Origin of the sequence: Chitinophaga skermanii (assembly GCF_003259335.1) — a bacterium.
Lineage (GTDB): Bacteria > Bacteroidota > Bacteroidia > Chitinophagales > Chitinophagaceae > Chitinophaga > Chitinophaga skermanii.
Map to the genome: position 1 here is coordinate 372,874 of NZ_QLLL01000005.1, position 14,977 is coordinate 387,850.

The window sequence follows — 14,977 nt, forward strand, 5'->3', positions numbered from 1 at the left end:
AATTACATGAGAAAATTATTATTTGCTAGTGCAGCAGTTTTATCAGTATTTGCATCATGCTCTGATGATAAAAATGATACTCCGAAACCGCCGACCACAGGTTCAGGTGATACAGTAATGGTTAGAGGTGTAATGTCAACTAACACTACATGGTCTGCTAACAAAGTGTACAAATTAAGAGGTTACACTTATGTTGCTGCAGGTGCTAAATTAACTATTGAAGCCGGTACAAAAATTATTTCTACAAAAGACTCTGCGGGTGTATTGGTAATTGCGAAAGGTGCAACAATCGACGCGCGTGGTACTTCCGAAAAACCAATCGTTTTCACTTCTGGCGAGAAAACAAAAACGCCGGGTGACTTAGGTGGTGTAATCGTAGCAGGTGCTGCAACATGGAATAACAACCACACAATCATTGAAGGTGCTGTTGATGATGCTTTCAAAAACTTTGGTGGTTCTAATGACGCTGATAACTCTGGTTACTTACAATATATCCGTATCGAATACGCTGGTAAAGCAGTAGCTGAAGGCGATGAAGTAAACGGTTTATCTTTATACGCTGTAGGTAGCGGTACAACTGTAGATCACATCCAAATCGTTCGTGGTTTAGATGACGCGTTCGAATTCTTCGGTGGTACAGTAAACGCTAAATATTTAATCGCTTACAATTGTGCAGATGATGATTTCGATTTTGATGACGGTTACCGTGGTAAAATCCAATTTGCTGTTTCTGTAAAAGATCCTGCTTTCGTTGATAACAAAGGTACTAGCGGTGATATCTCTAACAACTTCGAATTCGATAACTCAAACGGTAAGAAAGAGTTCACTATCACACCGAACACTTTCCCTATCATGTCTAACTTCACAGCTATCGGTCCTAACAATGCTACCGGTACAAGAACTGAATTTGGTTACGGTATGCGTATGAGAAGAGGTGCTAAATTCTTATTGGCTAACTCTATCGTTGCCGGTGGTCAAAAAGCTGGTTTAGATATCGATAACGATTCAACTGCTTCTTACTATAAACAAGGCATCTCTGGTTTGAAAAATAGCATTTTACACGCTGTTACTAAACCATTCAATGTTGACTTGTTAAATAACACTGCTTTATTAACTGCTACAGATTTACAAGCTTTGGTAACTGGTCGTGATGCTACTTTGAATGTTGCTAGCGCTTCAGATATTCAATTGACGGATGCATTTAATAACGCTGCTCCAAACTTAGCGCCTAAATCTGGTTCACCTGCTTTAACAAGAGGTACTAAATTTGAAGGTCAATTAAACGATGCGTTCTTCTCGAAAGTATCTTACATCGGTGCTGTTGATCCTACAAATGACTGGACAAAAGCTTCATGGACAGTTTGGAATAAATAATCTAACATCTAAGTTCAAAGACTTTCGCAAACTTTTTGCGTAAGCGTATATCATTCATAAGCTGTTTTTTTATAACCACCTCGGTTCCCCGGGGTGGTTTTCTCATTATAAGCCTTATTTTTGCCGAAATTTTTCGTGCATGAAACTTGGTAAATACCTTTTGGTATTACTTATAGGGTTGATGGTCAACACTTCAGTGAAGGCTCAATTCCTAATGGATATGATTGATACTACGACCAACCTGGGTAAGGGCATGTTCTCCATGTACAAAAAATTCGACGCCCTTCGTTTGAGCGGTTACATTCAGCCGCAATTCCAATATGCTTCTTCTAAAGGTGAACAAGGCTATGCCGGAGGTAATTTCCCCAACGAGGTCGACAACCGTTTTATGCTCCGTAGGGGCCGTTTGCGGGTAGATTATGCCCGTTACGACAAGGAAGGTATGCCCATTGTTAGCTTCGCCTTCCAGTTCGACGGTACGGAGCGCGGGGTGAACATCCGGGATTTCTACGGGCGGTTCTTCGAAAACAAGTACAACGTGCTTTCTATTTCGGCAGGTATGTTTGCCCGGCCGGTGGGGTACGAGGTAAACTTATCGTCGGGCGACCGTGAAACGCCGGAACGGGGTAGAATGAGCCAGATTTTGATGCGTACAGAGCGGGATTTGGGTGTGATGGCTACTTTTGAACCTAGAAAGCCTAGCCACCCCTTATACGGCTTTAAACTCGACGTGGGAGCATTTAATGGTCAAGGCTTAACAGGCCCGGCAGACTTCGACTCGCATAAAGACATTGGCGCCCGTGCAGCCGTAAAGCCATTTGTAATGGGAGCCCGCAAGAAAATGATCTTCTCCGCAGGTATATCCACATGGTACGGTGGTATGGAGCAGTTCACGAATAACATCTACCGCATGTCAACATCATCTACAGGCAGCCCTGTATTCGTTGTAAGCAGCGATTCTACCAATATCGGCAAAATTGCCCCCCGGCACTATTATGGTGCCGACGCACAACTAAAAATCAAGAATAAAAAAGGCTTTACCGAGTTTAGGGCTGAATACCTTCGCGGTACACAAACCGCTACGGCCAATACAACAGAAACACCGGGCATTATCCCTATTGATGCTAGCGGTAAATACGCCCCATTATACATTCGTAACTTTGATGGTGCTTATATATACTTCTTACAACATTTAGGCAACACAACCGATCAGGTTGTATTGCGATACGATTGGTACGACCCGAATAAGAAAGTAAAAGGCAAAGAAGTAGGTGCTGCCGGTTCTAATACCACGGCCGCCGATGTACGCTATGATACGTTTGGGTTCGGTTACGTCCATTACTTCAACGAACACTTCAAATTTACCCTGTATTACGACTTAGTGCGCAACGAAGGTACCAGCCTACTAGGCGTACAGGAGGATTTGAAGGATAACGTGTTAACAGCACGATTGCAGTTTAGATTCTAACGATATTTGAAATATGCCTATGGAAGAGCGAGCTGGAAGGCTCGCTTTTTTTATGGGGTATGGTTACAGTAATCCATTTCTACGCATGTATTAGTAAATAATCAGCACCTTATATTCAAATAAAAAGCGAGCTGGAATGCTCGCTTTTTATTTATGTCAATATTTGATATGCTAATTATTCCTTCCCGGTAGGTAACGTAAATCCAAAAGTAGAACCTATTTCCAGTTTACTGCGTACGTTGATGCTTTGGCCGTGTGCTTCAATAATGTGTTTCACAATGGCTAAGCCTAAGCCTGTACCGCCAATATCTCTACTACGGGCGCGATCTGTGCGGTAGAAGCGTTCAAATACGCGGGGTAAGTGTTCTTCTGCCATACCTTGACCGTCATCTGAAATCTCAACAAGCAAAGTTTTGTCGTCGAGGTTATAAATGCTGGCGGTGGTATGACCGTCTTGCTTACCGTATTTAATAGAGTTGTCGATGAGGTTGATCAGTACTTGGCGAATCTTTTCTTTATCGGCCATTACGTGTACGGGGGCTTCGCAGCCTTTTTTCACGGAGAACTTAATGTTCTTTTGATTGGCTTTCAAGGATAAAGTATCGAATACGTCTTTAATAAGGTCTTGAATCACAAAATCCTCGGCTGTAACCGTCATTTCACCTACTTCTAACTTAGAAATTTCATCTAAGTCATCGAGCAAACGGCAAAGGCGGTCGATATTCTTCGTGGCGTTTTTCAAGAACATTTTGTTCACGTTCGGGTCGTCGATAGCGCCATCGAGGAGGGTGTGAATATAGCCTTGCACGGCGAAAATGGGGGTTTTCAACTCGTGCGATAGGTTCATCAAGAACTCTTTACGGAAGGCTTCGTTCTTGCGTAAAGAATCTAGTTCTTCCTTCTTTTGCGCCGCCCATTTTTCCACATCTTCACTCACTTGTTCGATGGTTTTCGAAGGGAGGATCTTTTTATTGAAGAACTCTTCGCGTTTGGTAGCCTTCGTTTGGTAGATGAATTTGTAGATCAGTTTGATCTTACGGTAAATGAAGTTCTGCAACGTGTACAAGTACAAGTAGTACGACACTAAAAACGACAGTACGAAAGCGGATAGGATAACTTTCCAATTATACTCTATAAGTAGGAAACCGATCGCTGTAATGGTCGACAGCACCAGTGCTGTAAAACCCGCTAACTTTTGCGGGCTAAGATTTTTTGCCTTGAACATACTCCAAAGTGAGTAATTTTTATAATAATGGGAAATTAGTCCATTTTTTTTACTTGCCATCATCTCATGTTTACGGGCCGCACAAAATTACTGGCGCGCTTTTATCAAAGCCGCCACCATAGCCATGCTGGAACAATAAAGTTTACAGGGAAAATATTACAAGCCCGTTCGCAACGGGCCCCAAAAGGGGGACAAACAACTGTGTGTATTCGTTAAACTTATGGATTGAATTACTTACATCTCGAATTTATAACCTACACCTTTCACCGTTGTAATTAAATCGATACCGATTTTCTGGCGGATTTTACGGATGTGTACGTCGATGGTTCTATCACCTACGATTACTTCTGTGCCCCATACTTGGTTCAAGATTTCGTTACGCAAGAATACGCGGCCTGGTTTAGAAGCAAGTAATTGCAATAGTTCGAATTCTTTTTTCGCCAGGATAATTTCTTGGCCTTTGTAGGTAACAGTGAATTTCTCGCGGTCGATGATTAAGTCGCCCAATTGCATGGTTTTTTCTTCTTGCTTGTTCAAGCGGCGGAAGAGGGCATTGATGCGGCTCACCAACAATTTCGGCTTAATGGGTTTGGCAATGTAATCATCGGCACCCATGTTTAAACCGTCGATTTCAGATTTCTCGTCGTTAAGGGCAGTTAAAAACAACACCATGGTGTCTTTAAATTCCGGGATCTTGCGGATTTCTTTGCAAGTATCGATACCGTTTTTATTCGGCATCATGATGTCGAGCATAATTAAATCCGGGCGGAAAATTTTAGCTTTCTGCACAGCTTCGATACCATCTTTGGCCGTAACCGTGTCGTAACCAGCGCTCTTAAGATTGTAGCTGATAATTTCTAAAATATCGGCTTCATCATCTACTACTAGTATTTTTCCTGCTACCGCTTGGTCCATCATCATAATTTGTTGATTTTTTAAAGACGGCACAAAATTATAACTCACAACGCGTGATTAATGGAAAGATAACATTATGAAATTGTTAATTTGGCCGATTTTGTCTGCTTACGCTCACCCGCAAGGTACTGAAAAAACGTGTACAGGCTTCGTTTTAAGCGGATTATAAGCGTTGTGTAATTTGTACATCTAAACCTGCCATTTTTACAACATCCGGCTTGCCATTTGTGTTTAAACGAAGTTATTATGGAGGTTTTTCGTAATGGGATGATATGAGCAATGATGCATTGCTCATCTTTTGTTGCGACGCTCCTGTCAACTTTTGCGCCTTTTATCGACTGTTACCTTACTTATTCCTTACTAAAAGCTTACTGTAAGTAAGCAAATACAAGGGTTTTACCGGTAAAATGTCGACTGAAGCTTTGGAAACTGTCGGAACGGCTCTTGCTAGTAGCAGGTTTCAGGCGAAAAAGTCGGTGTAGCGTCGGTGAAAAAAAGGTAAATGCCCGCCAATACTGGATTCCATGAAGGGCACTTTCGAAGGCGATTTTTATTAAATGCTTGGCAATCAACCCATCTCTAATTTTCGCACATTTTACCTCCTGCGAAAAGGAGCCACTTACTGCGGGAAATAATATGCCGAGCCTTTACATTCCCTTTGACTTGCCTTTGAGTTCCCTTTAACGACCCTTTGAAAAGCCTTTGACTTCCCTTTGACCACCCTTTAAAAGACTTTAACCTGCCTTTGAAAGACTTTGACTTGCCTTTGAGGATATTGGAAACATCGTGTTCGATATATCCCAAATATATCCCCAATATATCCAGGATATATCTCCATATAGCACCAACGCGGTTTTAACATTGAAAGAACATTAAACTAACATTAGAAGATATTATAAAGTGGCCATTTTAACATGGTGCGTAGTTTATTTGCGTACTTTAGCCGCACTTCACCCGAATGAGTATTTCGCCCTACCAATAAGCCTTTTCCCCGGCTACTTGCCTAAGTATTAACACAATCCACAAAATTGGTAGTAAATTTGTATACCTAGATTGGAGAAATTATAGATAATGAGAAAATTTTTACTACTCATCGGCTTGGCCATCGTGCATGGAAGCGGACTTTGGGCGCAACAAGGCAATTTGCAAATCCCTATCGGCCGACAGGTATTTCATGATAATATCGATAAGGAACAAGCAGCCGCCATCAAGTTCGACGGGAAAGCCGACGATTTTGTAAAGGTTTCTGATGATGAAAACATCAACCTACAAGCAACAAATGCTATCATTAAGCAAGTCGACGAAATGCAAGTGGCGATCGAAAGAGATACTTCACTCGATCACCGCTTAAAAATCAAGTACTTAACAGGCTTGGGAACGGTGTTGAAGGACTATAACTACAAACGTAGTCGTGGTAACATCAACCCCGAAGAAGCCCCAGCTATTATAGCCGCGTATAAAAACATGATGGCTGCCGATATCAAAGGCCGCAGCATTGCTCCATATGTGCATAATCTTTCATTTGAAGGCGGGGAGAAGTTAGTGGCTGTTTTTAACAGCAACCCAGGCTATAGCGAAGCAAGGGCCACGCTATTCGGTAAATTCGCTTCCAATAACTTGGAAACCATTATGCCAAAAGTGGCCGACTACCTCGATTATCCTATTACGGATTCCATTATCGCCCAAGTAGCACACAAATACCCTAACCAGGTATTAACCTATGCTACTTCATACACACCTACAGCGAAAGCGATCAAACGTAATACTGATCCCGTTGTGCAAACAATCGTACGCATCGGTCAATCACCCCAATCCACTAAAATCCTTCCTTTTATCGATCAACTCCTCGATGGTTCAGCTACCGTTGAGCAATTAGAGAAGGATGTGGATAACGATGATCATTATTTCAAACAAATGGTAAAAACGCTCATCGCGCTCAACTACAAAAGGGCAGAAGGTACACAATTACTGGGTATCAAATCGATGAACGAAAACCTCAAAGCGAAGTCATTACGCTACATCCGCGAAGTGAACGACTTGCACGAAGAATCGGCACCCGTTCGTTTCCGTATCGTAAAAGACTTTACACCAGAAGAATTGTATTACTTGATCATCAATGGTCAAGATGAGTTATATACTTCTAGCTATACCAACCACGCAGGTGCCGGTTTTTACGACCAAATGATGGCCCGTATGAAGCCTAGCCGTGGCGATAGCTTGTTAATGATTTTAAGTTTCGACCGTTTCAAGAAGTTCTTGGCGATGGCCGCGGGCTTCAATACCTTGGATAACTTCTTGAAATCGATGGAGTCGTCGAACTCGAGTTACCTCATGCGTAAATTCGTGAGTAGCTTAGAAAAAACAGAAGACTTGGAAGATGCGGTAGACGTAGCGAACTCGTTTGGTAGCATCCGCGATCCTAAGTTGTTGGCCTTCTTACGCTCCGAAGTACAAAGCAATTACAACTTCGTGAAGAAGAAAAGAGACCGCCGCGGGGAAGTGATTTACTCGTTACTGGGTAGCTTATTTGCCGGGGAGGATAAGAAAAACGATTCTACCTGGGCCTCTGAAATGGCGGCTAAGTTGCAATTGCCACCGATTAACTTCGTGACTTTTGCCGACTTACAAAGCGATAGCGGCCGCATTTACCAACAGGTATTCTTCTACGGCGATAAAGATGGGCAAGATTCGTATGCCAGCTTCATGGGGAACTTCCCTGGTGGCGATTGGAAAGTAAGCAGCAATGCTTTTTGGACAACCATTACTTCCTTAAAAGGCAAACCAATTACCATCTTCGCCAATAAACCATTGAACGAACCGGAAGATAAAACGGCCATCAATAAACTAAGTGAGTACTTGGATGAACATGATATTCACCCGAGCGTATTTATTCACCGTGGGCACAGTTACCATGTGAATACCACCTTAGATAACTTACAAAGCAGTGCGAAAATTGTGGTACTAGGTTCTTGCGGTGGTTACCACAACTTGGCTACCGTGTTAGAAAAGGCACCCGAGGCGCACATCATTTCCTCTAAGCAAGTAGGTACACGTTGGGTAAACGAACCCATCATCCGCAACTTGGAAGATAACCTAAGAGCAGGTAAGAACGTAGACTGGGTGAAAATGTGGGCAACCTTAGCAGGTAAATTCGCCGGTGATGCGCGTAACAAGCAACTGTTCGACGATTACGTGCCACCCCACAAAAACTTAGGAGCGATCTTCATCAAAGCATATCGACAAATTATGAAAGACGACGGTAAGAAATCGTAATTCAATAGAAGCATATGTAAACGCTGCAAACTATTACTCGCTATAGGAGAAGGTTTGCAGCGTTTTTTATATACGGCAGTTCGACGAATGCAAAAAATCTGTACGTTTGTTAAACGAATCATTAAACAGAAACAGGTTGCTTTGGAAAATAATGCTGTAAAGAAGAAATTATTTGACGTTAGTTTATTGAAGAGGGTGTTCGTTTTTGCCCGCCCTTACCGGGGATCGTTTATACTCTCGATGTTCCTCACCGTGGTGTTAGCCGTTATTTCGCCCCTTCGTCCTTACTTAATTCAACTTACTGTAGATAAATATATCGCCAACCAAATGGTGCAAATGTTGATTACCATCACCATTGTACAGGTGGGCCTTTTGTTGTTAGAAACGCTGTTTAGGTTTTTCTTCACCTACCTTACCAACTGGTTGGGCCAATCGGTGATCAAAGATTTACGCGTGGCGGTGTATAAGAAAATCGTTCGTTTGAACTTGGCATTCTTCGACCGTACGCCGATAGGTACATTAACTACCAGGACCATCAACGATATAGAATCGATCAACGATATATTCTCCGAGGGTATCATTTCCATCGTGGCGGATGTATTGATGATTATTGCCATCTTGGGGGTTATGTTCGCGCAGGATTGGCGGTTGACATTAATCAGCCTATCGCCGTTCCCCGTGTTGATATTGGCAACGTACTGGTTTAAAGAGAGCGTGAATAAGTCGTTCCACCAGGTGCGGAATGCTGTAGCCGCATTAAATGCCTTTGTGCAGGAGCATATTACCGGTATGGTAGTGGTACAGGCATTTGCTTCCGAGAAAAGGGAGTCGGCCAAATTTAAGCAGATCAACAAGAAGCACCGCAAGGCGAACATCGATGCGATTTTTGCTTATTCCGTGTTTTTCCCCGTGGTGGAAATCATCTTAGCCATTTCCTTGGGATTGATGGTATGGTGGGGAGCCAACAAGGTATTGAATTATGAAGTAACGCAGGGTGTGATGATCGCCTTCATCATGTATTTGAACATGTTATTCAGGCCTTTGCGCATCTTGGCAGATAAATTTAACACCCTTCAAATGGGGATGGTGGCGAGTGAAAGAGTGTTTAAAGTATTGGATAGTGACGATTCGATACCCGATCATGGTACGAAAACGGCGGAGAGCATGCGGGGTGACATTAGATTCGAGGGCGTGTGGTTTTCGTATGTGCCGGATAGGTATGTGTTGAAAGATGTGAGTTTCCATGCGAAACAGGGTCAAACGATTGCCATCGTGGGGCATACGGGTTCGGGAAAAACCACCATCATTAGCATATTAAATAGGTTATATGATATCCAGAAGGGGCAGATAAAGATTGATGATATACCGTTGGCTGACTATAAATTGGCCGAGTTACGTAGCAGGATTGGGGTGGTGTTGCAGGATGTGTTCTTGTTTGCGGGGTCTATTTACGAGAATATCACCTTGCGGAATGAGAAGATAACCCGCGAGCAGGTGGAGAATGCGGCGAAAATGATTGGTATGCATGACTTTATCATGCAATTGCCGGGTGGGTACGATTACCCGGTGATGGAGAGGGGTAGTACGCTTAGTTTGGGGCAGCGCCAGTTGATCTCCTTTATTAGGGCATTATTGTACAACCCGGCCATCTTGATTTTGGATGAGGCTACCTCGTCGGTGGATACAGAATCGGAATTATTGATACAACATGCGATCGATAAGTTGATATCGGATAGAACGGCGATCGTGATTGCGCATAGGTTATCGACCATTAGTAAGGCCGACCAGATCATCGTGTTAGACAAGGGTGAGATCAAGGAATTGGGTAACCACGAGGAGTTGATGAGGCAGGAGGGGTACTATTATAAATTGTACACCATGCAATTTAAGAAAGAAGGAGCGGCGCAATAATGTAAAAAATTGAAAATTAGGGTATTAGGCAATTATACAATATAGAAAAATTTAATATAGTAAAAGGAGTCTAAACTCCGGGTAAATTTCATAAAATCTTTCTCCGCAAATATCTATCCAGTAAGGATTTGCCAATATTTGAAACTTCCAAGCCTATTTTTTGGATTTTGGTCATCGTTTTGATGTAAAATCTACTATCTTTGCGCAAAATTTCAGAAAGCGGTGATTTCTTTTAGACAGTTTAAAATTAGCCTAGTAGCATTCGTCACAGCATTGAGCCTGGGATTCAGTAGCAATGTAAAAGCGCAAGACGCTCACGAAGCTGAGCACAAAGCCGAGGCATCAGCCGAAGCACATCATGAAGAAAAGAAAGGTTTCGATGCCAAAGAAGTGATTCTTGGCCACGTAAAAGATGCGCATGATTGGCACATCTTGAGCATTGGCGAGACGCATGTGACCGTTCCTTTACCAGTGATCATGTACAGCCCGTCTAAGGGTCTTTCTGTATTTTCTTCATCTAAGTTCCACCATGGCCACGAGGCGCATGATGGTTATTTCTTGGTGAATTCACATTATATCCACGAGCATCATTTAGAGGAGGCTGGTTTGGTAGAAGGAACGATCATCGCTGTGGATGAGGCGGGTTTACCAACAGGTGAGAAAGTATACGACTGGTCGATTACTAAGAACGTAACCTTCATGTTGATTGCATCCATCATTTTGGTGGTATTGATGATCGGTGTTGCGAATGCTTATAAGAAAAGAGGTGCTAAGAAAGCGCCTAAAGGATTCCAGAGTTTGGTGGAGCCTGTTATCATCTTCATTAGAGATGAGGTGGTTAAGCCGAATATCCCTGGTAAAAGGGCGGAAGGATATGTTCCTTTTATCCTGACTATTTTCTTCTTCATCTTGATTAACAACTTGTTTGGTTTGTTGCCAGGTGCAGCGAACGTAACGGGGAATATCGCGGTTACCTTAGCATTAGGTATCATTTCATTCATCGCGATTTTAATCAGTACAAATAGACACTTCTGGGGTCACATTTTCAATCCTCCAGTGCCAATGGGTGTTAAAGTTATCTTGGCGCCGGTAGAATTGATTGGTGTATTCACGAAACCAGTGTCATTGATTATCAGGTTATTTGCCAACATTTTGGCGGGTCACATTATCATCTTAAGTATCATTTCCTTGGTATTCATCTTCGGTAGTTTGCAACCGGTAGCTGGTTATGGCTTTTTGCCGATCACTATTGCGTTCAACTTGGTAATGATGATGTTGGAATTGTTGGTGGCCTTTATCCAAGCGTTTATCTTTGCGAACTTGACAGCGGTATTTATCGGCCAGGCGATGGAAGGTGCGCATGATGATCATCATTAATCATTAGCATATTAGATCGGCAGTTGGTTGAGTTGGAAGCATTGGGTTTTCATGCAGCGAGCTGCCGGTTTTAGATAAGATATTATAACAAGCTTTTTTTAAAATTCACAAATACATATTTATTATGGCTCTTTTAACTGTTTTATTAGACGGAGTTGCTGCTGCTGGTGGTGCTGTTGGTGCTGGTATTGCTGCTATCGCAGCTGGTATCGGTGTTGGTAACATCGGTAAATCTGCATTGGAATCAATCGCTCGTCAGCCAGAAGCTGCGAACGATATCCGTGCAAACATGATCCTTGCTGCTGCACTTGTTGAGGGTGTTGCCCTTTTCGGTGTAATCGCAGGTTTGTTAGCAGTAGTTCTCTAATAACAAATTTTTTACAGCACCTGGCGCACAGGGCAAAAGGTGCTGTAATACTTTCTATCAGTACAATTCAAATACTATATAAATAAAGAAATATGGATCTGTTGATACCCGCGTTAGGTCTATTTGTTATTTCATTTGTCATCTTTGTTATCGTTTTCTTAATCCTCAAGAAATTTGCTTGGAAGCCAATTTTGGGAGCGTTGAAAGAAAGAGAAACATCAATTGCTGAATCAATTGCATCTGCTGAGCGTGTGAAGGAAGAAATGGCGCAAATGAAAGCTGAACACGAACACGTGTTGGCTGAAGCGAAAGCAGAAAGAAGCAAAATCTTGAAGGAAGCAAAAGACGCGAAAGATCAAATCATCGCGGAAGCTAAGAACCAAGCACAAGCTGAGGCTAAGAAAATCGTTGGCGAAGCATACATCGCTATCGAGAACCAAAAAATGGCCGCACTTACTGATGTTAAAAACCAAGTAGGTAACCTCGTATTGGAAGTAGCTGAAAAAGTTTTAAGAAAAGAACTTTCTTCTAAAGCTGTTCAAGAAGACTATATCAAAACATTAGCTGAAGAAATTAAATTAAACTAAGTATAAAGCTGCTAGCAGCCTTGTACTAAAAGTCAATATACATCATGCAGAATCCTCGTTTAGCATCTAGGTACGCGAAGTCTTTGATCGACCTGGCCACTGAAAAAAATGAGTTGGAAGCAGTTCAACAAGATATGACATTACTTACTGCGATTGCAAAAAGCAACCCAGATGTAGTAGCATTGTTGAAAAGCCCGATCATTAAGGCCGATAAAAAGGTGAAAATACTGGGCGCTATCCTGGACGGTAAGATCACTGCCATCACTTCAGCTTTTATTCGTTTACTAACGATTAAAGGAAGGGAAAGTTTCCTTGCCGAGATTGCTTCAGAATATACAAAACAATATAACGTTATTAAGAATATCGCCACTGTAAAAGTTACAACTGCGATCCAATTAGACGACGCTATATTGTCTACTATCAAACAAAAAGTTGAAGCAGCTGCAAATCGCCAAGTTGTGATCGAAACTTCCGTGAAACCTGAATTGATCGGAGGCTTTGTATTAGAAACAGGTGATAAATTGTTCGATGCGTCTATCCTTCGTGATTTGAACGATATCCGCAAACAGTTCAGCCAAAACATTTTTGTGCCGAATTTTAAATAAAAGAAATTTATACAGCAGCCGCTGCGTAACCGCAAAGCTGTTGTCGTTATATTTTTAAACTTTAACGACTCTCTTAAATAATAATAATTATGGTTGGTATTAAACCTGATGAAATTTCAGCAATACTCCGCCAGCAATTGAGCAACTTCAACGCTTCTGCAGAATTAGAAGAAGTTGGTACTGTATTGCAAGTAGGTGATGGTATTGCACGCGTTTACGGATTAAACAATGTTCGCTCTGGTGAATTGGTTGAATTCGGTAACGGTACAAAAGCTATCGCTTTGAACCTTGAAGAAGATAACGTGGGTGTGGTATTGATGGGTGAATCTAAAGGTATTAAAGAAGGTGACAACGTTCGCCGTACTGGTCAAATCGCCTCTATTAAAGTAGGTGAAGGCTTAGTTGGCCGTGTTATCAATACTTTGGGTGAACCAATCGATGGTAAAGGTCCTATCTCCGGCGAATTGTATGAAATGCCAATCGAGCGTAAAGCACCAGGTGTACTTTACCGCGAACCGGTTAAAGAACCTCTTCAAACTGGTATCAAATCTATCGATGCAATGATCCCTGTAGGTCGTGGCCAACGTGAGTTGGTTATCGGTGACCGTCAAACAGGTAAAACTGCTATCTGCGTTGATACGATCATTAACCAAAAAGAATTCTACGAAGCAGGTCAACCTGTTTATTGTATATATGTTGCGATTGGTCAGAAAGCTTCTACCATTGCGGGTGTAATGAAAACATTACAAGACGCAGGTGCGATGGCTTACACAACTATCGTAGCAGCTTCTGCATCTGAACCAGCTCCATTACAGTTCTACGCTCCATTCGCGGGTGCTGCAATTGGTGAGTTCTTCCGTGATACTGGTCGCCCTGCTTTAATCATCTATGATGATTTGTCTAAACAAGCTGTGGCTTACCGCGAGGTATCATTGTTGTTAAAACGTCCTCCTGGTCGTGAAGCTTACCCTGGTGACGTATTCTACTTACACTCTCGTTTATTAGAGCGTGCTGCGAAAATCATCGCTAAAGATGACATCGCGCAACAAATGAACGATTTGCCAGAATCAATCAAACATCTTGTGAAAGGTGGTGGTTCATTAACAGCATTACCAATCATTGAAACACAAGCGGGTGACGTATCTGCGTACATTCCTACGAACGTAATCTCCATCACCGATGGCCAGATCTTCTTGGAATCGAACTTGTTCAACGCCGGTATCCGTCCTGCGATCAACGTAGGTATCTCTGTAAGCCGTGTAGGTGGTAACGCGCAAATCAAATCGATGAAGAAAGTGGCAGGTACATTGAAACTTGACCAAGCTCTTTACCGTGAGATGGAAGCGTTCTCTAAATTCGGTGGTGATTTGGATGCTGCTACTAAAGCAGTATTAGATAAAGGTGCTCGTAACGTGGAAATCTTGAAACAACCACAGTTCAGCCCATTCTCTGTAGAAAGACAAGTTGCTATCATCTATTTAGGTACAAACGGTCTTTTGAACGACGTACCGGTTAAAAACATCAATGCATTCGAAGAAGCATTCTTGAATGAAATGGATGTTAGGTTACCAGACGTATTGAAAGAATTCAAAAAAGGTCAATTGAACGACGAAAGTATCAAACGTATGGTTCAATTAGCTAATGAATTGAAACCAAGATTCGCTTAGTAATTTACTGGTTATATAAGAAGAAAGCCATCCTTGCAAAAGGGTGGCTTTTCTTTTTTACCCCTTTTGTTACCGCCATATACTTTATAAATCAATTAAATATGTGCCCCTAAGTGAACCATATTTGAAATATATGTGTTCTTTGAAATGATATATAACCATTATTGACATATATATAATTGTGGTTATGTAAGAACTCTACTATACG

The 14,977-nt window shown here is 42.1% G+C and carries 11 protein-coding genes; 9 read left to right on the plus strand and 2 right to left on the minus strand.

All coding sequences use genetic code 11. The features are described 5' to 3' along the window. The first annotated feature begins 6 nt into the window (after window positions 1-6). A complete protein-coding gene (locus LX64_RS14840; protein WP_111598452.1) occupies window positions 7-1,374 on the plus strand; it encodes a hypothetical protein in 1,368 nt (455 codons plus the stop codon). A gap of 139 nt (window positions 1,375-1,513) precedes the next feature. Continuing rightward, window positions 1,514-2,842, plus strand: coding sequence for a porin (locus LX64_RS14845; protein ID WP_211324821.1), 1,329 nt, complete (start codon window positions 1,514-1,516; stop codon window positions 2,840-2,842). 175 nt (window positions 2,843-3,017) lie between these two features. Here LX64_RS14845 and LX64_RS14850 read toward each other — a convergent pair whose 3' ends face one another. Both LX64_RS14850 and LX64_RS14855 read right to left on the minus strand, forming a co-directional pair. Next, window positions 3,018-4,067, minus strand: coding sequence for a sensor histidine kinase (locus LX64_RS14850; protein WP_170132818.1), 1,050 nt, complete (start codon window positions 4,065-4,067; stop codon window positions 3,018-3,020). A 234-nt stretch (window positions 4,068-4,301) separates the two neighbouring features. Beyond that, window positions 4,302-5,030, minus strand: coding sequence for a response regulator transcription factor (locus LX64_RS14855; RefSeq protein ID WP_245952688.1), 729 nt, complete (start codon window positions 5,028-5,030; stop codon window positions 4,302-4,304). Window positions 5,031-6,053: 1,023 nt separating this feature from the next. On the opposite strand from LX64_RS14855, the gene LX64_RS14860 reads away from it, so the two are divergent. The 7 genes from LX64_RS14860 to atpA all read left to right on the plus strand — a co-directional run bounded on the left by LX64_RS14860 (window position 6,054) and on the right by atpA (window position 14,769). Continuing rightward, on the plus strand, window positions 6,054-8,255 hold the full coding sequence (locus LX64_RS14860; RefSeq protein WP_111598453.1) for a hypothetical protein: 2,202 nt from the start codon (window positions 6,054-6,056) through the stop codon (window positions 8,253-8,255). A 141-nt stretch (window positions 8,256-8,396) separates the two neighbouring features. Continuing rightward, on the plus strand, window positions 8,397-10,166 hold the full coding sequence (locus LX64_RS14865; RefSeq protein WP_245952690.1) for an ABC transporter ATP-binding protein: 1,770 nt from the start codon (window positions 8,397-8,399) through the stop codon (window positions 10,164-10,166). Window positions 10,167-10,388: 222 nt separating this feature from the next. Beyond that, window positions 10,389-11,543, plus strand: coding sequence for a F0F1 ATP synthase subunit A (gene atpB / locus LX64_RS14870; protein ID WP_245952692.1), 1,155 nt, complete (start codon window positions 10,389-10,391; stop codon window positions 11,541-11,543). Window positions 11,544-11,667: 124 nt separating this feature from the next. Further along, window positions 11,668-11,910: an ATP synthase F0 subunit C gene (gene atpE, locus LX64_RS14875; protein ID WP_098193463.1), complete on the plus strand. Its 243-nt coding sequence runs from the start codon at window positions 11,668-11,670 to the stop codon at window positions 11,908-11,910. A gap of 92 nt (window positions 11,911-12,002) precedes the next feature. Further along, window positions 12,003-12,497 carry a F0F1 ATP synthase subunit B gene (gene atpF / locus LX64_RS14880; RefSeq protein WP_111598455.1) on the plus strand — a complete coding sequence of 165 codons (495 nt, stop codon included), beginning with the start codon at window positions 12,003-12,005 and terminating at the stop codon, window positions 12,495-12,497. Window positions 12,498-12,541: 44 nt separating this feature from the next. Then, window positions 12,542-13,102 carry an ATP synthase F1 subunit delta gene (gene atpH, locus LX64_RS14885; RefSeq protein WP_111598456.1) on the plus strand — a complete coding sequence of 187 codons (561 nt, stop codon included), beginning with the start codon at window positions 12,542-12,544 and terminating at the stop codon, window positions 13,100-13,102. A gap of 89 nt (window positions 13,103-13,191) precedes the next feature. Next, on the plus strand, window positions 13,192-14,769 hold the full coding sequence (gene atpA / locus LX64_RS14890) for a F0F1 ATP synthase subunit alpha (RefSeq protein WP_111598457.1): 1,578 nt from the start codon (window positions 13,192-13,194) through the stop codon (window positions 14,767-14,769). Window positions 14,770-14,977: the final 208 nt, after the last annotated feature.